Annotated in this window: 30 protein-coding genes; 16 read left to right on the top strand and 14 right to left on the bottom strand. The window is 71.0% G+C overall.

The window, feature by feature from the left end; all coding sequences use genetic code 11:
- Window positions 1–52 precede the first annotated feature (52 nt).
- Complete coding sequence (locus VF330_RS31440; RefSeq protein ID WP_330855332.1) at window positions 53–643, top strand: helix-turn-helix domain-containing protein; 591 nt, start codon at window positions 53–55, stop codon at window positions 641–643.
- Here the strand turns inward: VF330_RS31440 and VF330_RS31435 are convergent.
- Together VF330_RS31435 and VF330_RS31430 are read right to left on the bottom strand one after the other, a co-directional pair.
- Window positions 636–1,460: an SDR family NAD(P)-dependent oxidoreductase gene (locus VF330_RS31435; protein ID WP_330855331.1), complete on the bottom strand. Its 825-nt coding sequence runs from the start codon at window positions 1,458–1,460 to the stop codon at window positions 636–638. The genes VF330_RS31440 and VF330_RS31435 overlap by 8 nt on opposite strands.
- 3 nt (window positions 1,461–1,463) lie before the next feature.
- Complete coding sequence (locus VF330_RS31430) at window positions 1,464–2,366, bottom strand: SDR family NAD(P)-dependent oxidoreductase (protein WP_330855330.1); 903 nt, start codon at window positions 2,364–2,366, stop codon at window positions 1,464–1,466.
- Between the two features lie 71 nt (window positions 2,367–2,437).
- Between VF330_RS31430 and VF330_RS31425 the strand changes: the two genes are divergently transcribed.
- From VF330_RS31425 to VF330_RS31405, 5 genes are all read left to right on the top strand, one after another.
- On the top strand, window positions 2,438–3,349 hold the full coding sequence (locus tag VF330_RS31425) for a LysR family transcriptional regulator (RefSeq protein ID WP_330855329.1): 912 nt from the start codon (window positions 2,438–2,440) through the stop codon (window positions 3,347–3,349).
- A 77-nt stretch (window positions 3,350–3,426) separates the two neighbouring features.
- Complete coding sequence (locus VF330_RS31420; RefSeq protein WP_330855328.1) at window positions 3,427–4,320, top strand: ABC transporter ATP-binding protein; 894 nt, start codon at window positions 3,427–3,429, stop codon at window positions 4,318–4,320.
- Window positions 4,304–5,029 carry an ABC transporter permease gene (locus VF330_RS31415; protein WP_330855327.1) on the top strand — a complete coding sequence of 242 codons (726 nt, stop codon included), beginning with the start codon at window positions 4,304–4,306 and terminating at the stop codon, window positions 5,027–5,029. The genes VF330_RS31420 and VF330_RS31415 overlap by 17 nt, the downstream gene beginning before the upstream one ends.
- A gap of 9 nt (window positions 5,030–5,038) precedes the next feature.
- On the top strand, window positions 5,039–6,193 hold the full coding sequence (locus tag VF330_RS31410; protein ID WP_330855326.1) for a sensor histidine kinase: 1,155 nt from the start codon (window positions 5,039–5,041) through the stop codon (window positions 6,191–6,193).
- 13 nt (window positions 6,194–6,206) lie between these two features.
- Complete coding sequence (locus VF330_RS31405) at window positions 6,207–6,830, top strand: response regulator transcription factor (RefSeq protein ID WP_330855325.1); 624 nt, start codon at window positions 6,207–6,209, stop codon at window positions 6,828–6,830.
- A 115-nt stretch (window positions 6,831–6,945) separates the two neighbouring features.
- Here VF330_RS31405 and VF330_RS31400 read toward each other — a convergent pair whose 3' ends face one another.
- From VF330_RS31400 to uraH, 9 genes are all read right to left on the bottom strand, one after another.
- Window positions 6,946–7,275 (bottom strand): allophanate hydrolase-related protein, encoded by a 330-nt coding sequence (locus VF330_RS31400; RefSeq protein WP_414675497.1) that lies wholly within the window; start codon window positions 7,273–7,275, stop codon window positions 6,946–6,948.
- Window positions 7,160–8,242, bottom strand: a complete 1,083-nt coding sequence (locus VF330_RS31395; protein WP_330855323.1) for an XdhC family protein — start codon at window positions 8,240–8,242, stop codon at window positions 7,160–7,162. The genes VF330_RS31400 and VF330_RS31395 overlap by 116 nt, the downstream gene beginning before the upstream one ends.
- A gap of 45 nt (window positions 8,243–8,287) precedes the next feature.
- A complete protein-coding gene (locus tag VF330_RS31390; protein WP_330855322.1) occupies window positions 8,288–9,694 on the bottom strand; it encodes an NCS2 family permease in 1,407 nt (468 codons plus the stop codon).
- Window positions 9,695–9,787: 93 nt separating this feature from the next.
- Window positions 9,788–10,249 (bottom strand): nucleoside deaminase, encoded by a 462-nt coding sequence (locus tag VF330_RS31385; RefSeq protein ID WP_330855321.1) that lies wholly within the window; start codon window positions 10,247–10,249, stop codon window positions 9,788–9,790.
- Between the two features lie 19 nt (window positions 10,250–10,268).
- Window positions 10,269–12,455 (bottom strand): molybdopterin cofactor-binding domain-containing protein, encoded by a 2,187-nt coding sequence (locus VF330_RS31380; protein ID WP_330855320.1) that lies wholly within the window; start codon window positions 12,453–12,455, stop codon window positions 10,269–10,271.
- Complete coding sequence (locus VF330_RS31375) at window positions 12,452–13,804, bottom strand: 8-oxoguanine deaminase (protein WP_330855319.1); 1,353 nt, start codon at window positions 13,802–13,804, stop codon at window positions 12,452–12,454. The genes VF330_RS31380 and VF330_RS31375 overlap by 4 nt, the downstream gene beginning before the upstream one ends.
- Window positions 13,801–14,262 (bottom strand): (2Fe-2S)-binding protein, encoded by a 462-nt coding sequence (locus VF330_RS31370; RefSeq protein ID WP_330855318.1) that lies wholly within the window; start codon window positions 14,260–14,262, stop codon window positions 13,801–13,803. The genes VF330_RS31375 and VF330_RS31370 overlap by 4 nt, the downstream gene beginning before the upstream one ends.
- The gene (locus tag VF330_RS31365) at window positions 14,253–15,113 is read right to left on the bottom strand and encodes a xanthine dehydrogenase family protein subunit M (protein ID WP_330855317.1); all 861 of its coding nucleotides are present in this window, start codon (window positions 15,111–15,113) and stop codon (window positions 14,253–14,255) included. Before VF330_RS31365 ends, VF330_RS31370 begins: the two co-directional genes overlap by 10 nt.
- A 2-nt stretch (window positions 15,114–15,115) precedes the next feature.
- On the bottom strand, window positions 15,116–15,430 hold the full coding sequence (uraH, locus tag VF330_RS31360) for a hydroxyisourate hydrolase (RefSeq protein WP_330855316.1): 315 nt from the start codon (window positions 15,428–15,430) through the stop codon (window positions 15,116–15,118).
- Between the two features lie 128 nt (window positions 15,431–15,558).
- Here uraH and VF330_RS31355 point away from each other — a divergent pair, with 128 nt between their 5' ends.
- The 10 genes from VF330_RS31355 to VF330_RS31310 all read left to right on the top strand — a co-directional run bounded on the left by VF330_RS31355 (window position 15,559) and on the right by VF330_RS31310 (window position 24,303).
- Window positions 15,559–16,995: a PucR family transcriptional regulator gene (locus tag VF330_RS31355; protein WP_330855315.1), complete on the top strand. Its 1,437-nt coding sequence runs from the start codon at window positions 15,559–15,561 to the stop codon at window positions 16,993–16,995.
- A gap of 9 nt (window positions 16,996–17,004) precedes the next feature.
- Window positions 17,005–17,310: a hypothetical protein gene (locus tag VF330_RS31350; protein WP_330855314.1), complete on the top strand. Its 306-nt coding sequence runs from the start codon at window positions 17,005–17,007 to the stop codon at window positions 17,308–17,310.
- A 66-nt stretch (window positions 17,311–17,376) separates the two neighbouring features.
- A complete protein-coding gene (locus VF330_RS31345) occupies window positions 17,377–17,700 on the top strand; it encodes a hypothetical protein (protein WP_330855313.1) in 324 nt (107 codons plus the stop codon).
- 50 nt (window positions 17,701–17,750) lie between these two features.
- On the top strand, window positions 17,751–18,476 hold the full coding sequence (locus tag VF330_RS31340; protein WP_330855312.1) for a hypothetical protein: 726 nt from the start codon (window positions 17,751–17,753) through the stop codon (window positions 18,474–18,476).
- Between the two features lie 128 nt (window positions 18,477–18,604).
- The gene (locus tag VF330_RS31335; RefSeq protein WP_330855311.1) at window positions 18,605–19,447 is read left to right on the top strand and encodes a helix-turn-helix transcriptional regulator; all 843 of its coding nucleotides are present in this window, start codon (window positions 18,605–18,607) and stop codon (window positions 19,445–19,447) included.
- An 84-nt stretch (window positions 19,448–19,531) separates the two neighbouring features.
- A complete protein-coding gene (locus tag VF330_RS31330; protein WP_330855310.1) occupies window positions 19,532–20,431 on the top strand; it encodes a superoxide dismutase in 900 nt (299 codons plus the stop codon).
- A 171-nt stretch (window positions 20,432–20,602) separates the two neighbouring features.
- Window positions 20,603–22,951 (top strand): nitrate- and nitrite sensing domain-containing protein, encoded by a 2,349-nt coding sequence (locus tag VF330_RS31325; RefSeq protein ID WP_330855309.1) that lies wholly within the window; start codon window positions 20,603–20,605, stop codon window positions 22,949–22,951.
- A complete protein-coding gene (locus VF330_RS31320) occupies window positions 22,948–23,382 on the top strand; it encodes a roadblock/LC7 domain-containing protein (protein ID WP_325519986.1) in 435 nt (144 codons plus the stop codon). Before VF330_RS31325 ends, VF330_RS31320 begins: the two co-directional genes overlap by 4 nt.
- On the top strand, window positions 23,382–23,747 hold the full coding sequence (locus VF330_RS31315; protein ID WP_330855308.1) for a DUF742 domain-containing protein: 366 nt from the start codon (window positions 23,382–23,384) through the stop codon (window positions 23,745–23,747). Before VF330_RS31320 ends, VF330_RS31315 begins: the two co-directional genes overlap by 1 nt.
- A complete protein-coding gene (locus VF330_RS31310; protein WP_330855307.1) occupies window positions 23,728–24,303 on the top strand; it encodes an ATP/GTP-binding protein in 576 nt (191 codons plus the stop codon). Before VF330_RS31315 ends, VF330_RS31310 begins: the two co-directional genes overlap by 20 nt.
- Before the next feature lie 22 nt (window positions 24,304–24,325).
- On the opposite strand, the gene VF330_RS31305 is transcribed toward VF330_RS31310, so the two are convergent.
- From VF330_RS31305 to VF330_RS31295, 3 genes are read right to left on the bottom strand one after another with little or no spacing between them, the layout of a single operon-like run.
- Window positions 24,326–25,117, bottom strand: a complete 792-nt coding sequence (locus tag VF330_RS31305; protein WP_330855306.1) for a hypothetical protein — start codon at window positions 25,115–25,117, stop codon at window positions 24,326–24,328.
- 33 nt (window positions 25,118–25,150) lie between these two features.
- The gene (locus VF330_RS31300; protein WP_330855305.1) at window positions 25,151–25,513 is read right to left on the bottom strand and encodes a hypothetical protein; all 363 of its coding nucleotides are present in this window, start codon (window positions 25,511–25,513) and stop codon (window positions 25,151–25,153) included.
- Window positions 25,510–26,373 carry a 3-hydroxybutyryl-CoA dehydrogenase gene (locus tag VF330_RS31295; RefSeq protein WP_330855304.1) on the bottom strand — a complete coding sequence of 288 codons (864 nt, stop codon included), beginning with the start codon at window positions 26,371–26,373 and terminating at the stop codon, window positions 25,510–25,512. The genes VF330_RS31300 and VF330_RS31295 overlap by 4 nt, the downstream gene beginning before the upstream one ends.
- Window positions 26,374–26,715 lie beyond the last annotated feature (342 nt).

The following is a 26,715-nucleotide window of genomic DNA, read 5'->3' as shown; positions in this document are numbered from 1 at the left end:
CGGGAACTATTCCAACTCCCCGTCGGGAAATCAAGCGCGATACGATCCCGACGTGCCGAGGATCAGCGCAGACACCGTGGCCGAGCACCGCGCCAACCGGTTGCGCGCCCTGCTGGACGCGGGGCGGGAGATCGTGGCGACCGAGGGAGCGGAGGCGCTGACGCTCGCGTCGCTCGCGAGACGCGTCGGGCTGTCGCGGCCGAGCCTCTACGAGTACTTCCGCTCGCGCGAGGAACTGGTCGCCGCGATCGTGTCCGACGCCCTGCCGGAGTGGGCGGACAAGCTGGAGGACGCGGTCAACGGAGCCGGGTCCGTGCCGGAGAAGATCGAGGCCTACCTGCGGACCGAGCTCGCGATCATCACCGACGGCAGCCACGGCGCGGTGGTGGCCCTGTCCGCGCACGCGTTGCCGGACTCGTCGCGCGAGCAGATCAGGGCCGAGCACGAACGCCTGCTGGCGCCGCTGGTCGGCGTCTTCACCACCGCCGGGGTCCAGCGCGCGCAGCTGCGGGCCATGCTCGTCCACGCGATGGTCGAGGCGACGTCGCGGATGATCACGCCGGGCCGCAACGAGCACAACGAGGCGGTCATCCGGACGTTGCTCGACCAGGTGGTGCACGGGTTGGACCAGCCGCTCAGCTGAACGGCACGACCTCGCCGTGGCGGACCAGCTCGCCGTAGTGATCCGGCCGCACCGGGTCGAAGGCCAGGTCCAGCAACGGTATCGCGGCCTGCGCGGGCGTCGGCGCGGTGCTGACGTCCCACCACAGCGCGGAAGTCGGCGTGTTGATCATGCCTGGGCACACCGACGCGATCAGGACTCCCCGTCGTGCGTCGGCCTCCCGGCGTTGGCGTGCGAGCACGCGGACGGCGGCGACCTGGCCGATCTTCGACGGGATGTTCACGAACCCCGGCCACGCGCCCGCTTTCGCCCTGCCGTCCTTGGTGGCGTCACGCCACCGCGCGACCCGCTCGTCGAGCTCGTCCAATGAGGACGGACCGGTGAACTGCTCGTGCAACACCGGTGCGAGGTGGCGCAGGGTGCCCAGCGAGCTCGCGACCACGAACAGCCGGCCGTTGTCGTGGAGCAGCGGTGTGAACGCCCGCAGGAGCCGGGTGGTGCCGAAGTTGTTGACCTCGGTGTAGTCGTCGATGATCGCGCGCGGGTCGTCGTCCGGGCCGACGCGCATGACGGCGTTGCCGAAGACGATGTCGATGCCGCCGTGGCGTTCCTCGACGGTCCTGGCGAGGGTCGTGGCGGCCTCGGGGTCGGCGACGTCCAGCAGCTCGCCGCGGACCACCGCTCCGCCGCCGGGCGCCATCCGCGCGGCGGCGGCGACCTTCTCGGCGTCGCGGCCCGTCAGGTAGACGGTGTCGGCGGGCGTCAGACGTTGCGCGAGCCCCTCGGCCAGTGCCAGGCCGAGGCCCTGGGTCGCGCCGGTGACCAGTGCGGTCGTCATCCGTCAGGCCTTCGCGAGGAGGGTCTCGGAGTACGTCCACAGGCGGGCGGCGTTGCCGGGGTCGAGGGCGAACCTCGCCACGCCGCGCATCGGTGGCGTCTCGTCGCGGTGGTCGGCCGTCCGCGTCTCGTCGCAGTCGTCGAAGTAGCGGCCGCCGATGCCCTCCAGCAGCGGTGACGTGGCCACGAGGACCGACGTCGCCGCGCCCTGCTCCGTGGTCTTGATGATCGCCGGGTCGACGTCGCTCGGGCCGATGTGGCGCTGGAGGTTGGTGTAGATGGCGCCGGGCATGACGGCGTTCGCGGTGATGCCGTCCGCCTCCCACCGGCGCGTCGCCTCGACCGCGAACAGGACGTTGGCGGTTTTGCTCTGGCCGTAGGCGCCCCACGGTTCGTAGCTGCGGAACGCGTAGTGGACGTCGTCGAAGATCACCGGGGAGAGCATGTGGCCCCGCGAGGTCACGGACACGATGCGTGCGTTGCCCGCGGCCTTCAGCGCGCTGTGCAGACCCGTCGCGAGCGCGAAGTGGCCGAGGTGGTTGGTGGCGAACTGCCATTCCCAGCCCTGCTCGGTGTAGCGCTCGGGCGTCGCCATGACGCCCGCGTTGTTCACCAGGACGTGCAGCGGGCCGCTCCAGCTCCGCGCGAACTCGTCGACCGACGAGAGGTCGGTGAGGTCGAGCCTGGCGACCTCGACCTTGCCGCCGATCTCCTGGGCGACTTTCTCGCCCGCCGCGACGTCACGGACGGCGAGGGTCACCTCGGCGCCGATGCCGGCCAACGCGCGTGCGGTCTCCACGCCGATCCCTGACGACGCGCCGGTCACGACGACGCGCTTGCCGGTGAGGTCGATGCCGTGGGCGACCTCGGTGGCGGTGCTGCTGAACCCGAACTCTGTCTCGATCACGTCTTCGACGCTAGGCTCGCTGAGGCCATGCGGGTAGCGAAATTGTGGCAAGCGGGGTATGCGTAAATGTCATGAGCCTGAGTGACGCGTCGCTGGTCGCGCTGAGGGTGTTCCGCGAGGTCGCCGAGCGCGGCACGCTGACGGGCGCGGCCACCGCGCTGGGGTACACGCAGTCCGCGGTGTCACGGCAGATCGCGGCGCTGGAACGCGCGGCCGGTGCCGTGTTGCTCGAACGGCGGCATGACGGCGTGCAGCTCACGGCGGCCGGTCGGCTCGTGTTGCGGCGTGCTGCTGTTGTCGTGGATCAGGTCGATGCCGGCGCACGCGAGCTGGCGGGGCTGCCGGACGAGGACGAGAGCACGGTCCGGCTCGGCTGGTTCGCGACGGCCGGGGCGTGGTTGCTGCCTCGGGCGCTGACGGCGTTGGCGCGCACGCATCCGTCGATCACCGTGGTCACGCGGGAAGGCAGCACGCCCGCGCTGGTGCGCGCCTTGCGGGCGGGCACGCTGGACGTCGCGTTGATCTCGTCGGCGCCGCCGTTCCGCGCGCCGGACGACGAGATCCCCGCGCTGGAGGTCGACACCGTCGTCGAACGGACGCTGCGCGTGGCGGTGCCGTCGACGCACCCGTTGGCGCGCAACGACTACATCGACGTCGAGGATCTGCGCGGGCAGCGGTGGATCTCGGGTCCCGGCGACCAGTGGGTGATGGGGGTGTGGCCGGGCCTGGACGAACGGCCCGTCGTCGCGCACACCGCCCGCGACTGGCTGGCGAAGCTCCAGCTGGTCGCGGCGGGGTTCGGCATCACGACGGTGCCGACGTCGCTGGTCGCGGTCGCGCCCGCCGGGGTGCGGGTCCTGCCGGTGCGCGGAGGGCCTGCGGAACAGCGCCGGGTGCTGCTCGCCCGGCTGCCGGGACCACTGCCGGAACCGGTCGCGCGGCTGGCCGCCGCGTTGCGGACGGTCTTCGTGGAGACGGACTGACCCATCAACCGATCGGTTGATCCGAGTGCCGCTCGTCGTTCGATGATCTTCTCGCCGCGCTGCCCGATCGTGGTGGCATGGCAATCGTCGCAGTGCGCGACCTCGGCAAGCGGTACGGGCCGAAGGTCGCGGTGGACTCGGTGTCCTTCGAGGTGGCCGAGGGGGAGATCTTCGGGGTCCTGGGGCCGAACGGCGCGGGCAAGACCACGACGGTCGAGTGCGTGTCGGGGCTGCGCAGGCCCGACCGGGGGAGCGTGTCGGTGCTGGGGCGCGAGCCCGCCGCGGTGCGGTCGTCGATCGGGGTGCAGCTGCAGGCGTCGGAGCTGCCGGAACGGATGCGGGTCGGGGAGGCGCTGGAGCTGTTCTCGTCGTTCTACCCGTCGCCCGCCGACTGGTCGGAACGGCTGGGGCTCACGCCGCACCTGAAGGTCGAGTTCGGGCGGCTGTCCGGCGGGCTCAAGCAGCGGCTGTCGATCGCGCTGGCGCTCGTCGGGTCGCCGCGGGTGGCGATCCTGGACGAGCTGACGACGGGGCTGGACCCGCAGGCGCGGCGCGACACCTGGTCGTTGATCGAGGACGTGCGGGCGGCCGGCGTGACGATCCTGCTGGTCACCCACTTCATGGAGGAGGCGGAGCGGCTCTGCGACCGGGTGGCGGTGTTCCGCGACGGGCGCATCGCCGCCCTCGACACGCCCTCCGGGCTGGTGTCGCGGGTGGACGGTCTCACGCGGGTGCGGTTCGTGCCCTCCGCCGCGGTGGACCCGGCCCTGCTGCGGGCACTGCCGGAGGTGACCGACGTGTCGCTGGTGGGGGAGCAGGTCGTCGTCAGCGGGCCGGACGGCGTCGTGCACGCCGTGACGTCCCTGTTGGCGCGCAAGCAGGTCGTGGCGCGGCAACTGCGCGTCGACCAGGTCTCGCTTGATGACGCCTATGTGGAACTGACCGGGGGTCGTGATGCTGAAAATCGTTGAGATCGAGGCGCGGTTGTTCCTGCGCGACCGGCTGAACTCGTTGTTCGCCGTGGTGTTCCCGTCGCTGTTGTTGCTGGGGCTGGGGGCGGTTCCGGCGTTGCGGGAGCGGCTGCCCGAGTTCGGCGGCGCGCGGTTCATCGACAGCTACGTGTCCTCGCTGGTCGTGTTCACGCTGGGGTTCATCGGGCTGCAGCGTGTGCCGACCGTCGTGGCCGCGTACCGGGAGAAGGGGGTGCTGCGGCGGCTCGCCACCACACCGATGCACCCGGCGCGGTTGCTGGCCGGTCAGATGGTGGTGAACTTCGTCGCGGCGATCTTGTCGGTGCTGCTCGTTATGGTGGTCGGGTACGTCGTTTTCGGCGTCGACCTGCCTCACCACCCGCTCGGCCTGGCGTGTGCCGTGCTCCTGGGAGGCGCCGGGACGTTCGCGCTGGGCCTGGTGATCGCCGCTCTGGCCCCGACCGCGCGGGCGGCCGGCGGCTGGGCGACGGCGGTGTTCATGCTGCTCATGTTCCTGGGCGGCGTGTACCTGCCGCGGTTCATGCTGCCTTCGTCGATCAAGGAGATCGGGTCCTACGCGCCTCCGGGCGTGGAGGCGTTGCAGCAGGCGTGGCTCGGGACCGCGCCGGAGTGGAGGCATCTCGCGATCATGGGGCTCGTGGGCCTCGTGGCGGGTAGCGTCGCGGCCAGAACGTTCCGCTGGGAGTAGCTCGTGGACATGGCCGCGTTGGACAGGTGGGAGCGCAGGCTCGGCGCCGTCGCCCACGTGATCCCGTACTTCGTGCTGACCGTGACGACGGTGTTGTACGCGCTGTTCACCACGCACTCGGCTGCGGAGCGCTGGTTCACCTACGGCGTCGTGGCGTTCGGCTACGCGTGGATGGCGTGGTGGTTCACGCTGCACCCCGCGTGGCGCGGTCGCACGGACCTGATGGCCGTGTTCATCGGTGGCCTGGTCGTCTTCTACGCCGTGCTGGGCCTGCGCGAGCACTGGTTCGGCGCGGTGTCCTACGCGGTCTACGTGTTCGCGAGCGAGGTGCTGCGCGGCCGCTGGATGTTCTTCGTGGTGGCGCTCACGGCGGTGCTGGCGGCGCTGTCGCTGTTCGGCGGCTACCCCGCCTCGGCCGAGGCGCCGGCGTTCTGGCTGCTGATGGTGGTGTTCGTCGTGCTGGCGTGCACGTTCACCTACGTGGGCCACGTGACGACCGAGCAGGCCCGGCTGCGCAAGGAGCTGCTGGAGGAGAACGAGGGCCTCCACGCCCAGCTCCTGGTGCAGGCGCACGAGGCGGGCGTGCAGGACGAGCGCCACCGCCTGGCGGGGGAGATCCACGACACCCTCGCCCAGGGTCTGACGGGCATCATCACGCAGCTGTCGGCGGCGACCCCGGTGGACTGGGAGCGCCGCGTGGCGGTGGCGGCGGGGCTGGCGCGGTCCAACCTGGCCGAGGCCCGCCGTTCGGTGCACGCGCTGCGCCCGCCCGCGCTGGACTCCGGGGCGCTGCCGGAGGCGTTGGACGAGGTGGCGTCGGGCTGGTCCACGGTCTACGGCGTGCCGGTCTCGGTGACGCTCACCGGCGCCGCCCGCGCGATGCACCCGGAGGTGGAGGTGGCCCTGCTGCGCACCGCCCAGGAGGCGCTGGCGAACGTGGCCAAGCACGCCGCGGCCTCGCGGGTCGGGCTGACCCTGTCCTACATGGAGGACGTGGTGACGCTCGACGTGCGCGACGACGGTGTCGGGTTCGACCTGACGTCCCCGTCGTCGGGCTTCGGCCTGCCCGCGATGAGGCACCGGGTGCACCGGCTGTCCGGGGCGTTGTTCGTGGAGTCGGAGCCGGGGTCCGGGACGGCGATCTCGGCGCGGGTGCCGGCGTGAGGGGAGTGGGCACGTGATCAGGCTCGTCATCGTCGACGACCACCCGGTGGTGCGCGACGGGCTGCGCGGGATGCTGTCCGCGGCCGACTTCGACGTCGTGGGCGAGGCGGCGTCGGGCGACGAGGCCGTCGCCGTGGTCACCGCCGTCAGTCCCGACGTGGTGCTCATGGACCTGCGCATGCCGGGCTCCGACGGCCTGTCGGCCATCGAGCGGCTGCGCGACCACCCGTGCCGCGTGCTGGTGCTGACGACGTACGACACCGACCGGGACGTGCTGCCCGCGATCAAGGCGGGCGCCACCGGCTACCTGCTCAAGGACACGCCCCGCGACGAGCTGCAACGGGCGATCCGCGCGGCGCACGCGGGGGAGGCCGTCCTGTCGCCGGCGGTGGCGACCCGCCTGCTGGGCCAGGTGCGGGAGCCGGCGCTGGAACCGCTGTCGGCGCGGGAGCTCGACGTGCTGGGCCTGGTGGCCAGGGGCTCGACGAACCGGGCGGTGGCGGCGGCGCTGTTCATCAGCGAGGCCACCGTCAAGACGCACCTGCTGCACGTCTACGCGAAGCTCGGGGTGGGGGACCGGGCGGCGGCGGTGGCGGTGGCGTACGAGCGCGGGCTGCTGCGGGCGCGCGGGCGGTGAGCCGTACGCGGCCGGCGGCCGTCACGGCGCGGGCGCTGGAAGCCGGAGGACGGACCGCGGCGGGACCAACCCCCGTTGGCCCCGCCGCCTGCGGCAACTCCCCCTTGCCACTCCCTCACCCCTCGCGATGAAGGAACTCCCGCCAGTCGCCCAGATACGAGATGTCCCGGATGTCACCTGATCGGAGCAGTCCGTCGACCATCTCCGTGCGCAGGACGGTGGCCAGGGCCGCGCTGCCGTCCTCCAGCTCGATGACGCCGATCTCCAGCTCCGGGGGCTCGGCGGGGACCAGGTGGTCGCGCAGGACCGTCAGCGGCAGGTCGTAGAGCTCACCGACCACCGCGGCCGAGCCCGACTCGTGCATCGCGGGGAACTTCCCCCGCACCGAGAAGTACCGGTACTTGGGGGCACTGCGCGCTCTGCACACCATCGGCGTGCCCTGCAGCTGCGCGTGCAGCGGTCCGCCCTTCATGCCGCCGCCGTTGAGGAAGATCAGTGCCATGACTCTCCGAGGTTCGGTGGATGGGGGAGGACAGCGAGGACAGCGGCAGGCCGGTGCCGCCGTGCCGGAGTGCGACCAGTTCGGCGGCGATCGAGACCGCCGTCTCCGCCGGGGTGCGGCCGCCCAGGTCCAGGCCGATCGGGGAACGCAGACGCGCCAGCGCCTCCGCCGGGAGACCGGCCTCCCGCAGGCGGTCCAGCCGTTCCAGGTGGGTGCGGCGGGAACCCAGGGCGCCCACGAACGCCAGCGGGCGGGACAGGGCTTCGACCAGGACCGGGATGTCGAACTTCGGGTCGTGGGTCAGCACGACGACGGCGGTGTCGGGGTCGGTGCGGGTCGCGGCGAGGTAGCGGTGCGGCCAGTCGACGACCACCGAGTGGGCCGCGGGGAAGCGTTCGGGAGTGGCGAAGACGGGACGGGCGTCGCACACCGTCACGTGGTAGCCGAGGAACCGGCCGATCTCGGCCACGGCGGCGGCGTGGTCGATGGCGCCGAACACCAGCAGGCGCGGTGGCGGCAGCCACGACTCGGTGAAGACGCGCTCGCCCACCGCGAACCGCACCGAGACCGGGTGACCGTCCGAAGAAGCCCGCAAGGCCGCGCGCAACGACGGGGTGTCGCGCTGCACCAGCACGTCCAGCGAACCGCCGCACGTCAGGCCTGCCGCGAACGCCGTGTCGTCGGAGTAGCCGAACGTCGCGAACGCCGGTTCGGAGGTCTCCAGCACGGTGCGGGCGAGCTCGTAGACCTCCGCCTCCACGCAGCCGCCGGACACGCTGCCGATCACCTCGCCCGAGGGGCCCACCGCCATCGCGGCGCCCACCGGACGGGGTGCGCTGCCGCGCACGGCCACCACCGATGCGACCGCGAAGCGGTCCCACGACAGCAGCGTCGACGCCAGGTCGCGCATCGAGCCTCCTGGGAGAAGGGCTCGGCCGGGTGGCCGAGCCGGGGATCACTTGCCGGTGATCAGGTCCACGCCGAAGTACACGGTGAACAGCAGCGCGAGTCCGGTCATCAGCCAGCCGGGCCACTGGCCCCTGCAGATGCGCAGCACGACGAAGGACACGAGCCCGGCGCCGATGCCGTTGGTGATCGAGTAGGTGAACGGGATGATCGCCACCGTCAGGAACACCGGGATGGTGAAGTCCGTCTCCTGCCAGGGAATCCGGCGGATCTGGGTCATCATCAGACCGCCGATCACGACCAGTGCCGGTGCCGCGGCCTGGGCGGGCACGATGGCCGCCAGTGGCGTGAACAGCAGTGCCACCAGGAAGAGCCCGCCGGTCACCACCGAGGCCAGTCCGGTGCGGGCGCCTTCGCCGACGCCCGCCGCGGACTCCAGGAACACCGTGTTGGGCGCGGATCCCGTGACGCCGCCGGCGATCGCGCCGGCGCCGTCGACCACCAGGATCCTGCCCATGCCCTCGACGCGGCCGTCCCTGGTGAGGCCGGCCTCGTCCGACACCGACGTGATGGTGCCCATGGCGTCGAAGAAACCCGACAGCACCAACGTGAACAGGAAGATCGTCGCCGCGATCACGCCCGCCGACACGAAGCCGCCGAAGAGGTCCACCCGCCCGAGCAACCCGAAGTCCGGCGATCCGACGACCGACGAGGGCAGCGACGGTGTCACCAGGCCCCAGTCCCGCACGGGGAACACCGCGTTCACCACGACGGCGACGACGGTGGCCACCACGATGCTGATCAGCACGGCACCGGGCACGCCGCGCGCCATCAGCACGATCATCAGCAGCAGGCCGAGGCAGAAGACCACGATCGGCCAGCCGCTGAGGTGGCCGTCGACGCCCATCCGCACCGGCACCGTCGAGTGCGCCGCGTCCGGGGTGCGGGTCACGAAACCGGCGGACACCAGTCCCACCAGGGCGATGTAGAGCCCGATGCCCACGGTGATCGCGATCTTCAACGGCTCGGGGATCGCGTTGATGATCCGCTCGCGGACGCCGGAGACGGCCATCGCCACGATGCAGACGCCCTCCAGCACCACCAGCCCGAAGGCCTGGGCCCACGTCATGGCCGGCGCCATCTGGAACGCCACCACGCCGTTCACGCCGAGTCCCGCCGCCATCGCGAGCGGTGCGTTGCCGACGAGTCCCATGAGGACGGTCATCACGCCCGCGGCCAGCGCGGTCGCGGTGGTGATCTCGGCGATGCTCAGCTTCGCGCCGGTGACGTCGGCGGACGCGCCGAGGATCAACGGGTTCAGCAGCACGATGTACGACATCGCGACGAAGGTCGTGACACCACCCCGGATCTCCCGGCCCAGCGTGCTGCCGCGTTCGGTGATCCGGAAGAACTTGTCGAGCGGCGGAGACTTCGGTCGGCTCCGTAGCTGGGTCATGGAGGACGGCCTTTCCCATGCCGGTGGGCGCGTTCCAACGCCGGAACGCGTTTGTGCGATGCGAGCTCCGGTCAGCAGTCGGGCTTGTGGCCGCTAGTAGTCGATTCGGGTGGCGAGCGACGTCCACGCGGTGAACGGGGCGTTGTCCTCGCCCGTGGAGATCCGGTGCACGGGCAGGTCCCACTCGGAGCGGGACCTGCTGAACAGCTCGTAGAACTCCCGGTCGTCGAACCCGGCCGCCGCCGCGTCGTGGCGGTCGGCGGCGTAGACCACCTCGTCCACGCGCGCCCAGAGCGCGGCGGACAGGCAGAGGGGACACGGCTCGCACGACGAGATCAGCGTGCAGCCGGTCAGCCTGAAGTCGCCGAGGACCTGGCAGGCCGCGCGGATCGCGACCACCTCGGCGTGCGCGGTCGGGTCGAGCGACGGCGTCACCTGGTTCACGCCGGTGGCGATCACCTCGCCGTCGCGGACGACCATCGCGCCGAACGGGCCCCCGCCGGAGGCCACGTTGCGGGTGGCCAGGTCGATGGTGGCGAGCAGATGTGCTTTCACAGCGACGGACTCCAGAGGATCAGGTACCGGTGAGGTGTTCCGGGCGGACCGGGACGCGGGTGAGCGCCAGGCCGGTCGCCGCGCGGATCGCCGCCACGATCGCCGGGGTCGACGAGATGGTGGGCGGTTCGCCGACGCCGCGGATGCCGTAGGGGGCGTGCGGGTCGGCCAGTTCGAGGACGTCGATGCTCATCGGCGGCATGTCGAGCACGGTCGGGATGAGGTAGTCGGTGAACGACGGGTTGCGCACCTTGCCGCCGGAGGTCTGGATCTCCTCCATCACCGCGAGACCCAGTCCCTGGGCGGACCCGCCCTGGATCTGGCCCACGACGGCCTGCGGGTTCAGCGCCTTGCCGACGTCCTGGGCGCAGTCGAGGGACACCACGCGCACGAGACCGAGGTCGACGTCCACGTCCACGACGGCGCGGTGGGCCGCGAAACCGTACTGGACGTGCGCGTTGCCCTGGCCGGTCTCGGGGTCGAGCGCCTCGGTCGCGCGGTGCCGCCACTCGGTGGTCTCGTCGATCACCTCGTCGCCGATGTCGGTGCGCCCGGCCAGCTTGTCGGACACCAGCGCGCACGCCGCCTTCACGGCACCGCCGGTGACGTACGTCTGGCGCGACGCCGAGGTCGAGCCGCCGTTGCCGATGGTGGTGTCCATCGGCAGCACGGTCACGCGCTCGATGCCCAGTTCGGTCCGCACGATCTGCTGCATGATCGTCACCAGGCCCTGGCCGACCTCGCAGGCGGCGGTGTGCACGGCGGCGGCCAGCGAGCCGTTGACCATCGAGACCCGCACGCGCGCCGTCGAGTAGTCGTCGTAGCCCTCGGAGAAGCAGATGTTCTTGATGCCGACCGCGTACCCGACACCGCGGACGACGCCCTCGCCGTGCGTGGTGTTCGAGACGCCACCCGGCAGCTCGCGGATGTCCGACGACGTGCCGGCGGGCAACGGCTTGTCCTGCACCAGCTTCAGCAACTGCGCGACCGGCGCCGCCGAGTCGACGACCTGGCCGGTCGGCATGACCGAGCCCTCGGTCATCGCGTTGCGCACGCGGATCTCGACCGGTGACATGCCCAGCGCCTCGGCCAGTTTGTCCATCTGGGACTCGTAGGCGAAACCCGCTTGCACAGCACCGAATCCGCGCATGGCGCCGCACGGCGGGTTGTTCGTGTAGAGGCCGTACGCGTCCACGGTCACGTTGTCGACCTCGTACGGCCCGACGCCCAGAGTCGCCGCGTTCGCCACGACAGCAGGCGTGGAAGAGGCGTATGCGCCACCGTCGAGGTACATGCGGGTGCGGACGTAGACGAGCTTGCCGGTGTGGTCGGCGCCGTGCTCGTAGTACAGCACCGCCGGGTGCCGGTGCACGTGCCCGTAGAACGACTCCTCGCGGTTGTAGACCATCTTCACCGGCTTGCCGGTGTGCAGAGCGAGCAGGCACGCGTGCACCTGCATCGACAGGTCCTCGCGGCCACCGAACGCGCCACCGACGCCCGAGAGCGTCAGCCGCACCCGTTCCTCCGGCAGGCCCAGGGCCGACGCGATCTGCGCGCGGTCGACGTGCAGCCACTGCGTCGCGATGTACAGGTCGACCGAGCCGTCCTCGGCCGGCACCGCGAGCCCCGACTCCGGGCCGAGGAACGCCTGGTCCTGCATGCCGACCTCGTACCGGCCGGTGACCACGACGTCGGCCGTGACGTCCTGCGAGCCGCGCCGGATCGGCACGTGCCGCACCAGGTTCCCGCCGGGGTGCAACGGGGTGTCGTCGGCCGCGGTCTCCATGTCCACCACGGGTTCCAGCACGTCGTAGGTCACGGCGATCTTCTTCATCGCCCGCAGCGCGGTCTCCGGGTGGTCCGCGCCGACCAGCGCGATCGGCTCGCCCTGGTAGCGCACGACGTCGACCGCGAGCACCGGCTGGTCCTTGTGCTCCAGCCCGTACAGGTTGCGGCCCGGCACGTCGTCGGCGGTCAGCACCGCGTACACGCCCGGCACCTTCAGCGCCTCGGTCAGGTCGATGGACGTGATGCGGGCGTACGGGTGCGGCGAGCGCAGCGTCGAGCCCCAGATCATGTCCTCGTGCCACAGGTCGGACGCGTAGGCGAACTCGCCGCGCACCTTCAGGTTGCCGTCGGGGCGCTGCGGTGACGTCCCGATGCCACCGGACACCGCGGACGTCAGTTCGGCGGGGGTGAGGGTCATCGCGCAGCCTCCTGCAACTTGGTGCTGGCCGCGGAGAGGTCACGCGCCAGCTCGTCGGTCGACGCCGTGAGCAGGACCCCGTCCCGCACCACGACCTCACCGCCCACGACCAACAGTTTCAACGGCGGCGGGGTGCCGAGCACCAGTGCCGCCACCGGGTCCGCGATGCCCGCGTGGTCGAGGCCGGACAGGTCCCACACCGCGAGGTCGGCGACCTTGCCCGGTTCGATCGACCCGAGCGCGTCGGCGCGGCCCAGCACCCGTGCGCCGCCCATCGTGCCCATCCACAACGCCTTGCGGGCGTCCATCGCGCCCGGTCCGCCGCGCTGCCGTGCCTGGTACAGCGCCGAACGCAGCTCCACGACCAGCCCGCCGTCCTCGTTGGACGCGGCACCGTCGACGCCGAGCCCGACCGGCGCTCCGGCGTCCAGCAGGTCGCGCACGGGCGCGATGCCCGTGCCCAGCCGGCCGTTGGACGTCGGGCAGTGCGCCGACCCGGTCGACGTCGCCCCGAGCCGCTTCACCGCGTCGCCGTCGAGGTGCACGGTGTGCGCGAGCCACACGTCCGGGCCCAGCCAGCCGAGCTGCTCGGCGTACTCGGTCGGCGTGCAGCCGTTCTCCGCCAGGCACTGCTCTTCCTCGTCCAGCGTCTCGGCGAGGTGCGTGTGCAGCCGGACGCCGTGCCGGCGCGCCAGGGACGCGGCGCCGGTCATCAGCTCCTTCGACACCGAGAACGGCGAGCAGGGCCCGACGGCCACGCGCACCAGGGCGTCGTCCGCGGTCGAGTGGTGGTCGCCGATCGCCCGCTCGGTCGCGACGAGCGCGGCCTCGGTCTCCTCGACCAGGTTGTCCGGCGGCAGACCGCCCTGCGACTCGCCGCGGTCCATCGACCCGCGGATCGCCTCCAGCCGGATCCCGATCCGCCGCCCCGCCGACACGAGCGCGTCGAACACGTCGCCGCCGCCGGACGGGAAGACGTAGTGGTGGTCGGCGGCCAGCGTGCAGCCGGTCAGCGCGAGCTTGGCCAGGCCCGCGGACGCCGCCGCGTGCGTCACCGAGTCGTCGAGCCCGCGCCACACCGGGTAGAGCGCGGTCAGCCACTCGAACAGCGTCGCGTCGGTCGCGAGCCCGCGCGTCGCCCACTGGTACAGGTGGTGGTGGGTGTTGATCAGCCCCGGCGTGACCAGGCACGACGACGCGTCGACGTAGGTGTGCGACTCGGAGGGCCGCGGAGCAGGGCCGGAGCCGACCGAGGAGATCCGCCCGTTCTCGATCACGACGTGCCCGGACGCGTGCTCCGTCCCGGCCTCGTCCACAGTGGACACCGCGCAGCGGTCGAGGACGATCATCGGCGCGACGCCGCCAGTCGCACGGCGTCCAGGATCTTCTCGTACCCGGTGCAGCGGCACAGGTTCCCGGCGAGCGCCTCGCGGATCTCCGGGTCGGACGGGTTCGGCACGCGGTCGAGCAGGTCGTGCGCCTGCACGACGAGACCGGGCGTGCAGAACCCGCACTGCACCGCGCCCGCCTCGACGAACGCCTCCTGCACCGGGTCCAGCGCGTCGCCGTCCGCCAGGCCCTCGACCGTGCGGACCTCGCGGTCCTGCGCCTGCCCTGCCGCGACCAGGCACGCGCACACCGGCACGTTGTCGAGGTACACCGTGCACGAGCCGCACTCGCCCTGCTCGCAGGCGTTCTTGGAACCGGGCAGCCCGAGCCGTTCGCGCAGCATGAAGAGCAGCGACTCGCCCTCCCACACGTCGTCGGCCTGCCGCCGCTCGCCGTTGACCGTCACGTTCACGCGCATTGCCGCTCCCCGTCGAGAAGTTCCTGCCAGGCCCATCCGAGGGTCCTGCGTGCCATCACTGCCAGCGCGTGCCTGCGGTAGGCCGCCGACCCGCGCACGTCGTCGATCGGCGACGCGGCCCGCGAGACCAGCTCGCCGAACTCGCGCTTCACCGAGTCGAGCAACGGCTTCGGCGACGAGAAGTCCAGTGCCGAAGCCAGGAACTCCTCGGCCTCGCGCGCCCGCCGCGGCGTCGGGGCCGCGGACCCGACCGCCGCGCCCACCCGCTTCTCCGCCGGGAACAGCGAGATCGCGAACGAGCACACCGCGATCACCATGGCGTTGCGCGTGCCGACCTTCGAGAACTGCTGCGGGCCCCGCGCGGGCGAGAGGTGGACGGCCACGATCAGCTCGTCCGGTTCCAGCGCGTTCCGCTTGACCCCCAGGTAGAACTCGTCGGCCGGGATCATCCGCGTCCCGCGCACCGACGCCACCTCGACGACGGCGCCCGACGCCAGCAGCACCGGGTGCGTGTCGCCCGCGGGGGAGGCCGCGCCGAGGTTGCCGCCGACCGTGCCGCGGTTGCGGATCTGCGGCGACCCGACCGTCCGCGACGCCATCGCGAGCCCCGGCAGCCGGTCGCCCAGCTCGGTGATGATCCGCGCGTACGGCACCCCGGCGCCGACGCGCAGCCCGTCCGACCACTCCCGCAGCTCGGGAACCCGCGTCAGGTCGAGCAGCGCGGCCGGCCGGCGGTGGTCGTAGTTCAGCTCCACCATGACGTCCGTGCCCCCGGCGATCGGCACGGCGTCGGGACGGTTCGCCTTGATCTCCAACGCTTCGGCGAGCGTGTCCGGTCGAAGGAAGTCCATCGTCAGCTACCTCGGTAGGTGGAGTAGGCGAACGGCGACAGCAGCAACGGCACGTGGTAGTGCTGCGCCGGATCGGCGTAGTCGAAGGTGAGCACGACCTCGGGGAAGAACGGCGCGGCGTGCGCGGTGTCGAACACCAGCCGGTAGACGCCCGCTTCCAGACCATCACCCCATCCGGTGATCCGTCCGTCGGCGTTCGTCTCCGCCGCCGCCACCTCGGTCCCGTCGCGGCGCTGCAACGCCACGGCGATGCCCGCGAACGGCCTGCCGCGCGCCGCGTCCAGCACGTGCGTGGAGATCGTCACTCGCCCTCCCATCCGGTTGTGAGCCAGTACACAGAGGCACGGCTGTGTTCCTCTACGGCAGGAGTACATGAATCGGCGGGCTCCTGCACAACGTGGATTTGTGCTTTCCTACAAACACGAATGGACGAAAGTGACCTGTCATGTTGCTGCTGCGGACGTTGCTGCGGATGCCGGAACTGCGCCTGAGCCTGCACACCGGTGAGGACCAGCTCGACCGCACGGTCACCCGCGTGTACGGAACGGAGCTGCCCGACCCCAGCCGGTACCTGTCCGGCGGGGAGCTCGTGCTGTCCGGCCTGCTCTGGCACCACGGCCCGCGGGACTCCGAGACGTTCGTCCGCTCGCTCGCCACGGCCCGCGTCGCCGGCCTCGCCGCGTCCGACACCGGCAGCGACCTGCCGGACGACCTGGTCGACGCCTGCCTGCGCCACCACGTGCCGCTGCTCCAGGTGCCGGTCGACCTGTCGTTCGCGACCATCACCGAACGCGTGTCGATGGAGCTCGTCGGCCTGTCGCGGCACCGCAGGCTGCTCAACGTCGTCGCGGAGGGGGCCGGCCTGCCCGCGCTGCTGGTCGCCGGCGGCCACGAGCTGAACGCGCCTTGCTGGGTGCTCTCCACGACCGGCCGCGTGGTCGCGGGCGGCGAACTGCCGGAGCGCGTCTCGCTCGTGAAGGAGTTCCTCCAGGCCGACCGCCTGCCGAAGACGGTCAAGGGCATGACGCTCGTGCCCGTCTCCGAACGCGGCGGCAACCGCCTCACCAGCTGGGTCCTCGTCGTGGGCGGCGCCGTGCAGCAGGAGGCCGCCGCCGAGCTGGCCTCGCTCGTCGGCCTCGAACGCCTGCGCCAGGCCCAGGGCCGCCGGATCGAGAACCGCACGGCCGGCCCGCTGGTCGCCGCCGTGCTGAGCGGCTCAGCCGACCTGGAGTCGCGACTCGCCGCGGCCGGCCTGGAGAGCGCGCGGCTGCGGGTGCTCAGCGCGGTCACGTCCGACCAGCGCGTCGACCTCGCCGCGGCCGTGCTGGAGGAGACGCTGCCGCAGGCGTTGGTGACCCCCGTCGGCGACACGGTGTACGCGGTCGCGAAGGCCGACGACTCACCACCGGACGCCGTCCGCGAGGCGATGCGCGTGATGGAACCGGGCCTCGGCTCGTCCCGCGTGCTCGTCGGCATCAGCTCACCGGTCGAGTCGCGCGGACTGCGCGGCGCCGCCGAGGAGGCGACGCACGCGCGCCGGCTGGGAGAGCGCCGCGGCGGCCGCACGTGCGTGGTGGCGGGTGAGGAGATCGCGCTGCACCAGCTGCTGCTCGCCGGCGTGCCCGAGGAGCTGCGCGGCTCGTTGCGGCGCAGGCTGCTCGGCCCGGTGATCGACTACGACACCGAGCACGGCTCGGACCTCGCCGGGACGCTGAAGGTGTTCCTCGACTGCTCCGGCTCGTGGACCGCCGCGGCGGCGAAGCTGCACGTGCACGTGAACACGTTGCGGTACCGGGTCGGGCGGGTGGAGGAGCTGCTCGGCGTGGACCTCACCGAGTTCGAGGCGCGCGTGGACCTCTTCCTGGCGCTGCAGGCCGGTTAGCCTGGAGTCGTGCCCTTCGGCTTCGTGAAGGCGCTGCGCAGGCTCCGACCTCCTCCGCCCGTGCCCGACCATCGGCCGATAGAACGAATCGCGGCCGACCTCCGCCGTGTGCGCCGGGCGCGGGCCCGCTTCGGCCCCGGGGTGTCCGCGGCCAAGAAGATCGGCGCACGTCAGGCCTACGACGCGTTGCTGGTGCAGGCCTGCGCGGCGGTGGGGGTGGAGCACCGGTTCGGGGTGCTGCCGGAAGGGGTGGAGCGGGAGGTCGAGCGGTTCCGGGTCGAAACGCGTCTCAAGGACCTCGGGTTGTCCGTCTAGTGGCTGATGTTCTCTGGGCCTGGAGGCTGATGTATCCGCGGCTCCCCACTTCGTACCGTTCACTGTATGAGAGCCGCCGCCTTACTCGTGGGCCTGCTGCTGGCCGGGACCACCGGCTGCGCGGTAGCGCCCAGCATCCGCGTCTCCGTGGAGGGAACGGGCACCACGGACCAGCTCACCTACACGTTCCCCGGTGAGCAGGAACGGACCCTGCGCAACCCGGACCTGCCGTTCGAGCGGCTCGGCAAGCGCAAGGGGCGGGTCGCGATCCGGCTCGAAGGGGTGCACGGCGAGCTCACGTGCAAGATCGTCGTCAACGGGCGGCAGGTGAAGACCGCCACCTCCCACGCGGGTGCCGCGCTCGCGTGCGATCACTCGATGGCCGTCTGATGCGCGCGGGGGAAAGCCCGTAGCTTCGAGGTGTCGGGGGAGGTGCGGGCATGGGCGACGCGCTGGCGGTGGCCGCCACTGGTGTCATCAGGGGACGCGACGACGTCCCGCCGCTCTTCCGGCCTCCCGCGCCGCCGCGGCACTTCGTCGGGCGCGACGCCGAGCTCGACGGGATCAGGGCCGCCGGGGTCACGGTGCTGACCGGGGCCGCCGGGGTGGGGAAGACGGCGCTGGCGCTCAAGTGGTTGCGGGAGCGGGGATCCGGCGCGCAGCTCTGCGTCGACCTCGCGGTGCACCGGATCGGGCGCGTGCTGCGGGCGTTCGGGTTGAACGTCGAGCCCGCCGACGAGTGCGCGGTGTTCCGCAGCCTCGTCACGCGCCGGCAGTTCACCCTGCTGCTCGACAACGCGGCCTCGGCCGCGCAGGTGACGGCGTTGCTGCCGCCGTCCGGGACCGTGCTCGTGACCAGCAGGCAGCGGCTGGAGGTCGGTCACGTCGCGGAGGTCGGGCCGCTCGCCGACGACGGGCGGCTCGGGCCGTTGCTCGACCGGTCGTACGGGGAGCTGCCGGAACGGCAGGCGCGTCTCTACCGGCTCTGCGCGTGGCAGCCGGGGGCGTTCGGGGTGCCGGTGGCGGCGGAGATCGCCGGGGAGCCCGCGTGCGACGTCGAGGACGCGTTGGACGACCTGGTGGAGAAGTCGTTGCTGACCGAGTACGGGGACTACGCGTTCAGGTTCCATGATCTCGTGCGTGCTCATGCGCGCACGAAACGCTAACAATGCGATAATCGCTTACGGCACGTTTAACGGCTTACTTCTCCGATCAACGGAGATCGTTGCCATTGAAGGGTTGTCCACACCGGGCGTCCCTTTCGGGAATCCGAATCAGTCATATCCTTCGCGGCATGCCGAAGGATTTCCGGGCCACCGCACTAGAACGCGCCATCGGGCGGCAGCTGGCCGGGTGGCGCGACGAGCGCGAGCTCAGCCTCACCGAGGCCGGCCAGCGCGTGGGCTTCAGCAGCGCCAAGCTGTCCATGATGGAGAACGCGGTGCAGCCGTCCGCCGCCGTGGACATCATGGCGCTCGGATATGTGTACAAGGTTCCGACACCGGAATGGCAAGCCGTGGTGTTGCGCGCGCAGTACGCGGAACACGCGCGCAAGTGCGCGCTTGACCGGACGGTGAACTTCGACCCGGCCGCCGACTTCGCGAATCTCGTGTTCGAGGCGACGCTGCTGCGCGCGTTCACGACGGATCTCGTGCCCGCCGTCTTCCAGCTCGCCGGGTACACCGACGCCGTCATGCAGACCGACGACCCCGTGCGCACCGCACGGCTCGCGATGGTGCGGGAGGCGTGGTCCACCCGACTCACCGACAAGGACCCGCTCGCCGTGCGGGTCGTGTTCCCCGAGGCCGTGCTGTGGCAGGTGGTCGGCGGGCCGCGGGTGATGAAGGCGCAGCTGCTGCACCTGATGGAGGTCAGCGAGCACCCGGCGGTGAGCGTGCAGGTCGTGCCGCGCGGGGCCGGGGCCTACCCGGCGATGGGGTCGCCGTTCACGCTGCTCGGGTTCCCGCACCGCCAGCACAACGACGTGGCGTACCTGGAGTCGTTCATCAAGGGCGAGTACGTCGAGGAACCCGGCCTCACCGAGCAGTGCGCGCACCGGTTCGAGAGCCTCCAGCGGATCGCCCTCGGCGCGGGGGAGTCGCTGGAGCTCATCGCGGAGGCCGCCGCTGAGCTGTAGAGATGTCGGAATGCTGAGAAAACTCCTGTTCCGCCGCCGGGCGGGGAAGGATCGGGGGCGCACCCGATCCGACTAGGAGGCGGCATGTACCGCAGATTCGGTGTCCTGCTCGCGGCGGTCCTGGGCGTCTCGCTCACGGCCGCGGCGCCGGCCACCGCGGACGGTTCGAAGCACTTTCCGGCGGAGTTCTCGCTGCCGGACGGATGGCAGCCCGAGGGCATCGCCATCAGCGGCACCACGGCCTACTTCGGGTCGCGGGCCGACGGGTCGATCTACGCGGCGGACCTGCGCACCGGCACCGGGAAGGTGCTGGCGAAGGGGCCGGGGACGCCGTCGCTCGGCATGAAGGTCGACTCGCGCAAACGGCTGTGGGTCGCGGGCGGCACGGGCGGCGACGCCCGCGTCTACGACACCCGCAGCGGGGCGTTGCTGGCGAAGTTCCAGTTCGCGACCGCGGACACGTTCGTCAACGACGTCGTGCTGACCGACAGGTCGGCGTGGTTCACCGACTCGCGCCAGGCGGTGCTGTACGAGGTGCCGTTGAGCCTCAAGCCGCACCGCGCGCTGGCGCTGACCGGCGACCTCGTCGTGACGCCCGGCGCGACGAACCTCAACGGCATCGTCACGGGCCTGCGCGACGACCTGCTCGCCGTGCAGAGCAACACCGGTCAGCTGTTCCGGATCGATCCGAGGACCGGCAAAACGAGCAACGTCGATTTGGGCGGTCAAACACTCACGAATGGCGACGGACTGTTGCGCGAGGGACGTCAGTTGTTCGTGGTGCAAAACAGGCTCAACAAAGTCGCGCGATACGCGTTGAGCCGTGACGGTGCGACTCTCGTCGCGGAACGAACTGATGCGCGGTTCGACGTTCCCACGACGGTCGCCGCGTTCGGCAAGCGCCTCTACCTGCCGAATGCGCGGTTCAGCACGCCGCCGACGCCCGAGACGACTTACACCGTCGTCGCGGTCGAGCGCCCTTAGAACGGTCGCGAGAACTAGCCCGTACGGGGGTTCTTGAGTTGTGAGAACCCCCGTACCGGCTGTTGCTCCACTCACTCCACTGGGTAGCCTGCGACGGTAATTGCAGCCGAAGGAGTGACTCGGGGTTACCCGCAGCGCTAGCCGTGGGACACAGGAGACCGTGAGAGCGCTGTGAGCGAGAAGAGCGGTTACACACCGACCAACTACCGGACCATCAGGTCGCGGTTGGCCGGCGTCGTGGTCGTGCCCAGCGTGGTGCTCCTCGTGATGTGGGCGGTTTTCTCCTCGTACACCCTTTTCGACGGTTTCTACATGCGCTCGGTCGCGTCGACCGTGAAGGACGTGACGATCCCGTCCGTGGAGGCGTTCGCCGCGCTGCAGAAGGAACGCCAGCTGAGCCTCGTCCTGCTCAGCCAGGCCGGTGGCGGCGGCACGGACGGGCTCAAGCGCCAGCAGCAGGCCACCGACGAGTCGGTCGGCCGGATGAAGCAGGCCTTCGCCGGGCTCTCCGGCAGCTCGCCGCCCGACGTCGTCGAGCGGGTCACCGCGATCACCACCCTGCTGGACGACCTGCCCCGGCAACGCGCCCAGGTCGAGTCGCGGAGCGCGAACGCGCAGGCCGTCTACGACTACTACAACAGCCTCGTCGACGCGGGCGTCGCGTTGTTCTCCCGGCAGGCGCGGCTCGTGCCCGACGCCGAGGCGAGCCAGTCCGGCGTGCAGGCCGTCACGATCTTCCAGGCCGCCGACTGGATGTCGCGCGGCGAGACGGTCGGCTCGCGCGGGCTGCTCAACGGCACGTTCGCCCCGGCGGAACGCGTCGAGTTCTCCCGGCTCGCCGGCGCCTACCACTCGAGCCTCGACTCGACGATGCCGTTCGCGCTGGAGCAGGCCCGGCAGCAGTACGACGCGCTGCGCGGCGGCCCCGAGTACCGCGCGCTGCTCGACCTCGAGGGCCGGATCATCAACGGCGACCGGGACGTCACCGAGCAGCAGTGGCGGGCGGCGGCCGCTCCCGTGCACGAGCGGCTGGTCGGGATCGCCGTCCGGCAGGCGGAGGACTCCGCCGCGCTCGGTCTCGACAAGGCGAACAGCCGGGTCACCGCCGTGCTGATCGGCAGCCTCATCGCGCTGCTCGCGGTCGTCGTCGGCATCGTGCTGGCGCTGCGCATCTCCCACCGCCTGGTCAGCAAGGCGCTCGTGACGCGGCTGACGTCGTTGCGGGAGGACACGCTGCGGCTCGCGCAGGAACGGCTGCCGCACATCGTGGCGCGGCTGCGCGGCGGCGAGCAGGTCGACGTGCACCGCGACATGCCGCCGCTGGACTACGGCAACGACGAGATCGGCCAGGTCGCCGACGCGTTCAACACCGCCCAGTACACGGCGGTCGCGGCGGCGGTGAAGGAGACGCAGGCCCGTGAGGGCGTGAACCGGGTGTTCCTCGACATCGCGCACCGCAACCAGGGTCTCGTGCACCGCCAGCTGAAGATCCTCGACAAGCTGGAGCGCGAGGAGGAGAACCCCGAGCAGCTCGACTCGCTCTTCCAGCTCGACCACCTGGCCACCCGCGCCCGCCGCAACGCCGAGAACCTGATCATCCTCGCGGGCGAGCAGCCGGGCAGGCAGTGGCGCAAACCGGTGCGGCTGAGCGACGTCCTGCGCGCCGCCGTCGCCGAGACCGAGCACTACGTCCGGGTGAAGGTCAACCCGGCGCCGGACCGCGCGCTCGTGGGCGTCGCCGTCGCCGACACCATCCATCTGCTGGCCGAGTTCGTCGACAACGCGACGGCGTTCTCCTCGCCGCGGTCGGAGGTGGTGATCCACTCCGCGAACGCCGTGCCGCACGGCATCGTGATCGAGATCGAGGACCACGGCCTGGGTCTCACCCGGGAGGAACGGCTCCAGGCCAACGCGAAGCTCTCCAACCCGCCGGACTTCGAGACGATGGCGTTCCGCGGGGAGTCCCGGCTGGGCCTCTTCGTCGTCGCCCGGCTCGCGGCGCGCCGCGGCATCAAGGTGGAGCTGCGCGACTCGCCCTACGGTGGCACCGTGGCGTTGTGCGTCCTGCCGCCGAACATCGTCGCCCCGCACGGCACCGCCGGCGACATCTCCGAGACCATGCAGATGCCGGTGCGGTCGTTCCACGACGAACGCCACGGCCACGTCGAGGTGCACCCGGCGCCTCCCGCGGTGACGGTGACCCCCGAGGGACTGGCCGCGTTGCACGCCGGACTGAACTCGTTGGCTCCCGCGGACGTGTCCGATGCGGAAGCATCGGTGGACGAACCACCTCGCACGCCTCCTCCGCCGGAGGGGAAGGCACCTCTTCCCCGCAGGAAGAAGCGGCAGAACCTGGCGCCGCAGCTCGTGCAATCCTCTGAGGAGACGCCCCGTGCGGCGCCGGTGAGCAGTGACAGGCCGGCCGAGCGGATCAGAGACGGGCTCGCCGCGTTCCAGCGCGGCACCCGCGACGCCCGGCTGTCCGACGACTGGAGATCAGAAGGAGCCCCATCGCCATGAAGGACAACACCAGCCAGCACGGCGAACTGAACTGGTTGCTGGAGGACCTCATCCAGCGCGTGGTCGGCGCCCGTCACGCGGTCGTGCTGTCGGCGGACGGACTCCTGCTCGGCCGTTCGGCCGGGTTGTCCCGGGACGACTCGGAACACCTTTCCGCGATGGCGTCGGCGTTCCAGTCCCTGGCCCGCGGCACGGGCAGGCACTTCGGCGGCGGCGCGGTCCGGCAGACCATCGTCGAGATGGAGCACGCGTACCTCTTCGTGACCGCGGCGGGTCACGGAGCGTGCCTTGCTCTGCTCGGAGAAGAGGACGCTGACATGGGCATGATCGCCTACGAGATGAACATGCTGGTCAAACGGGTGGGCACGTACCTCTCCTCGGCCCCCCGCGCAGAAACGGCGACGGTGCCAGCCGCACGAGAGTCACGCTGATGACCTCGCGGGAGGACTGGTGGTACGACGAGGCGGCGGGTCCGCTGGTGCGGCCCTACGCCATGGTGCGCGGGCGCACTCGGCCGAACGCACCCGACCTGCACCTCGTGACGCAGGTCCGAGCGGCCTCGTTTGCGTCCGACCAGACGTCGCTCTCGGTCGAACATCGCGAGATCATGTCCCTGTGCTCACGCCCGCTCTCGGTCGCCGAGGTAGCCGCTTACCTCGACGTCCCGCTCATCGTGGTGAAGGTCCTGCTGTCGGACCTCATCGAGCGCGGTGACGTGATCGTGCAGAACTCCTCTCACCAGATTCCCGACAGGGATCTCCTGCAGGCCGTACTGGATGGTGTTCGTGGGATCTGAGCTGACCGTGCCGACCGCGGTCAAGATCGTCATCGCGGGCGGTTTCGGCACCGGCAAGACCACCATGGTCGCGTCGGTGTCGGAGATCGCGCCGTTGAGAACCGAGGAGCTGCTCACCGAGGCCGGTGTGCACGTCGACGACCTCGCGGGCATCGAGGGCAAGGACACGACCACGGTCGCGCTGGACTTCGGGCGCATCACCATCAACACCAAGGTGGTGCTGTACCTGTTCGGCACGCCGGGCCAGAACCGGTTCTGGTTCATGTGGGACGAGCTCGCGACCGGTGCGATCGGCGCGGTCGTCCTCGTGGACACGCGGCGGCTCGACTCGTCGTTCCCCTCGATCGACTTCTTCGAGCACCGGGGCATCCCGTTCATCGTGGCCGTGAACTGCTTCGACGGCGCGCAGATGTACACGGTGAACGAGGTGCGGCACGCCCTGGACCTGGACGAGCAGATCCCGGTGATGCTGTGCGACGCGCGCGACCGCGAGTCGTCGAAGGCGGTGCTGGTCGGGCTGATCCAGCACTCGATGAACCGGCTGGCCGCGGTCTAGCCGGTCGCGGACGTGCTGCGCGTCATCCGCGCAGCACGTCGAGGCGCCGCGGCGCGCGGTAGTCGTAGCCGTAGCCCAGGTCCGGGAAGCCCAGGCACAGGGCGAACGGCCGGTCGCCGAACTCCTTCTCCAGGCCGCGCCAGTTGCGCACGAGGTACTCGGTGGCGGCCCACGTCGTGTCGCCGTGCCGGCCCAGGCAGAACACCACGGTCGTACCTCTGGCGGCGTCGCGGACCCGTTCGACGACGGCCAGCTCCACGCCGTCCGAGGTGATCTTCCTGCCGACGTCGGCGCCGCCCAGCACCTCCACGAACCGGTCGTCCGCGCCGGTCTCCGTCTCGGTGGCGAGCCGCAGGCTCACCAGGTTCTCGTCCAGGTAGAGCTTGCGGATGCCGTTGCGCCCCGCGGCACCGACCACGACGAGGTTGCCGCTCAGCTCCGCGAAGCGCTTGGGGTCGTCGGTCGGCGCCGGGCTGACGGTCATGTGGAAGTCGTAGCGGTGCCCGCCGAGGTAGATGGCGTCGACGAGACCCCTGACCATGTCCGGCAGCCGGAACGACGCCGACCCGAAGAGCCGCGTCACGGCCTCCGCGGCCCGCAGCTCGTGCAGCGAGACCGAGTAGCCCCGCGGCCGCGCGCTGGTCGTCGCGCTCCAGAGGTTCGACAGGCACACGGCCAGCCGTTGGTTCGTGTCCAGCCCGAAGAACCGGCGGAAGCGCCGCTGCCCCACCCGCACGGTGGCGGCGGCCGCGAGGCCCAGGCCGAGCCAGAACACGATGTTCGCGATGACGTTGCTTGCGATGTCGGCCAGCACCTGATCATCATCTCGGGTGCGCCGCCGCCGGGTCTAGCGATCGCTGACGTGGTGGGCGGTCTCCGGCCAGGAGCCGTGGCCCACGAGGTGCTCGACGATGCCGAGTGCTTCGTCGAGCGGCACCGTGTCGGCGTCCGGGTACTCGTCGCTCTGCCCGTTGGACAGGACGAACCCGTCGCTCCAGTCCTCCGCACCGGGATCGGTGGCGTGCTCGCCGGGGTCACCGGGCTCTTCGAGCAGCATGACCATCGCGCGCTCGGTGTTCGTGACGAACGCGAGCTGCCGGCCGGTCTCGCTCGTCAGCCACGTCTCCAGGTGCCCGCCGGCGATCCGGGCGCGCAGCACCGCGACCACCTCGCCCGCCGCGAGGTGGTCGCCGTCGAAGGTCCAGGTCACTTCGCGTAGTTGTGGAAGCCGCGTCCGGACTTCTTGCCGAGCAGACCCGCGTCCACCATGCGCAGCAGCAGCGGCGGCGGGGAGTACAGCGGCTCCTTGAACTCGTCGTACATCGACTCGGCGATGGCCTTGGTGGTGTCGAGGCCGATCAGGTCGGTGAGGCGCAGCGGCCCCATCGGGTGCGCGCACCCGAGCACCATGCCGTTGTCGATGTCGTCGGCGGAGGCGAAGCCCGACTCGAGCATGCGGATCGAGGACAGCAGGTAGGGGATCAGCAGCGCGTTGACCACGAACCCGGCGCGGTCCTGCGAGCGGATGACCTCCTTGTGCAGGGTCTCGCGCACGAACGCCTCTGCGCGGTCCTGCGTGGCCGCCCCGGTCAGCAGCGACGGCACGATCTCGACCAGCTTCAGCACGGGCACCGGGTTGAAGAAGTGCACGCCGATGACCTGCTCGGGACGGTTCGTGGCCATGCCGAGCTTCATGATCGGGATGGACGACGTGTTGGACGCGAAGATGGCGTCCTCGTCCTGCACGACCTTGTCGAGCGCGGTGAAGACCTCGGTCTTGACCTGCTCGTTCTCGGCGACGGCCTCGACCACGAACTGGCGGTCGGCGAACTCGCCGATGTCGGTGGTGAACCGGATGAGCCCGAGAGCGGCCTCACGATCCTCCTCACCGAGCTTGCCGGACTTCACACCCCGGGCCAGCGAGGCGGCGATCCGCCCCTGCGCTGCCTCGGCCGCACCCGAGTTCACCTCGACGACGATGACGTCGAGACCGGCACGAGCACTCACCTCGGCGATCCCGGACCCCATGAGGCCGGAACCGACGACTCCCACACGCTGAATGTCACTCACGCACCCGATCCTGCCACGACCAGCTGGAAACGGGCTCGCGAGCAGGAGCCAAGGGGGAAGCCGTGGCGATGCCGAAGGCGAGCTGCCCTCCCAAATGCGATGCCGAAGGCGAGCCGCATGAACCCCCGCACTTCCAAGCGACGCCGAAGGCGAGCCGTCCTTTCCTTGCGTCGATTAGAGCCGGTGAACCCACCCGCTTTGTGCGATTGGGGCTTGACTTTGGGTGCGAGGTGCTACCCCTTTCGGGCTCGGCCGGTCGCGAAGCGTCCGGCCTTTTCCGGCCGACCACAGCGCCTCGCAAGGGCCCCGAAGTCAAGCCCCAATCGCAATCGTCGCGCAGCG

The organism is Lentzea sp. (assembly GCF_036380075.1).
Classification (GTDB): domain Bacteria; phylum Actinomycetota; class Actinomycetes; order Mycobacteriales; family Pseudonocardiaceae; genus Lentzea.
The sequence above is the reverse complement of the archived record's forward strand: the minus strand, read 5'-3'. Positions and strand labels throughout refer to the sequence as shown.

What these genes read in the sequence shown, in the direction of transcription:
- VF330_RS31395 (WP_330855323.1), bottom strand. Translation starts at nt 8,242, where the DNA reads ATGCGCGACCTGGCGTCGACGCTGCTGTCGTGGGACCGCTTCGCGGTC.
- VF330_RS31355 (WP_330855315.1), top strand. Translation starts at nt 15,559, where the DNA reads ATGTTGCTGCTGCGGACGTTGCTGCGGATGCCGGAACTGCGCCTGAGC.
- VF330_RS31435 (WP_330855331.1), bottom strand. Translation starts at nt 1,460, where the DNA reads ATGACGACCGCACTGGTCACCGGCGCGACCCAGGGCCTCGGCCTGGCA.
- VF330_RS31365 (WP_330855317.1), bottom strand. Translation starts at nt 15,113, where the DNA reads ATGGACTTCCTTCGACCGGACACGCTCGCCGAAGCGTTGGAGATCAAG.
- VF330_RS31390 (WP_330855322.1), bottom strand. Translation starts at nt 9,694, where the DNA reads ATGACCCAGCTACGGAGCCGACCGAAGTCTCCGCCGCTCGACAAGTTC.
- VF330_RS31340 (WP_330855312.1), top strand. Translation starts at nt 17,751, where the DNA reads ATGGGCGACGCGCTGGCGGTGGCCGCCACTGGTGTCATCAGGGGACGC.
- VF330_RS31410 (WP_330855326.1), top strand. Translation starts at nt 5,039, where the DNA reads ATGGCCGCGTTGGACAGGTGGGAGCGCAGGCTCGGCGCCGTCGCCCAC.
- VF330_RS31415 (WP_330855327.1), top strand. Translation starts at nt 4,304, where the DNA reads ATGCTGAAAATCGTTGAGATCGAGGCGCGGTTGTTCCTGCGCGACCGG.
- VF330_RS31425 (WP_330855329.1), top strand. Translation starts at nt 2,438, where the DNA reads ATGAGCCTGAGTGACGCGTCGCTGGTCGCGCTGAGGGTGTTCCGCGAG.
- VF330_RS31420 (WP_330855328.1), top strand. Translation starts at nt 3,427, where the DNA reads ATGGCAATCGTCGCAGTGCGCGACCTCGGCAAGCGGTACGGGCCGAAG.
- VF330_RS31320 (WP_325519986.1), top strand. Translation starts at nt 22,948, where the DNA reads ATGAAGGACAACACCAGCCAGCACGGCGAACTGAACTGGTTGCTGGAG.
- VF330_RS31315 (WP_330855308.1), top strand. Translation starts at nt 23,382, where the DNA reads ATGACCTCGCGGGAGGACTGGTGGTACGACGAGGCGGCGGGTCCGCTG.
- VF330_RS31335 (WP_330855311.1), top strand. Translation starts at nt 18,605, where the DNA reads ATGCCGAAGGATTTCCGGGCCACCGCACTAGAACGCGCCATCGGGCGG.
- uraH (WP_330855316.1), bottom strand. Translation starts at nt 15,430, where the DNA reads ATGGGAGGGCGAGTGACGATCTCCACGCACGTGCTGGACGCGGCGCGC.
- VF330_RS31310 (WP_330855307.1), top strand. Translation starts at nt 23,728, where the DNA reads ATGGTGTTCGTGGGATCTGAGCTGACCGTGCCGACCGCGGTCAAGATC.
- VF330_RS31380 (WP_330855320.1), bottom strand. Translation starts at nt 12,455, where the DNA reads ATGACCCTCACCCCCGCCGAACTGACGTCCGCGGTGTCCGGTGGCATC.
- VF330_RS31330 (WP_330855310.1), top strand. Translation starts at nt 19,532, where the DNA reads ATGTACCGCAGATTCGGTGTCCTGCTCGCGGCGGTCCTGGGCGTCTCG.
- VF330_RS31345 (WP_330855313.1), top strand. Translation starts at nt 17,377, where the DNA reads ATGAGAGCCGCCGCCTTACTCGTGGGCCTGCTGCTGGCCGGGACCACC.
- VF330_RS31375 (WP_330855319.1), bottom strand. Translation starts at nt 13,804, where the DNA reads ATGATCGTCCTCGACCGCTGCGCGGTGTCCACTGTGGACGAGGCCGGG.
- VF330_RS31370 (WP_330855318.1), bottom strand. Translation starts at nt 14,262, where the DNA reads ATGCGCGTGAACGTGACGGTCAACGGCGAGCGGCGGCAGGCCGACGAC.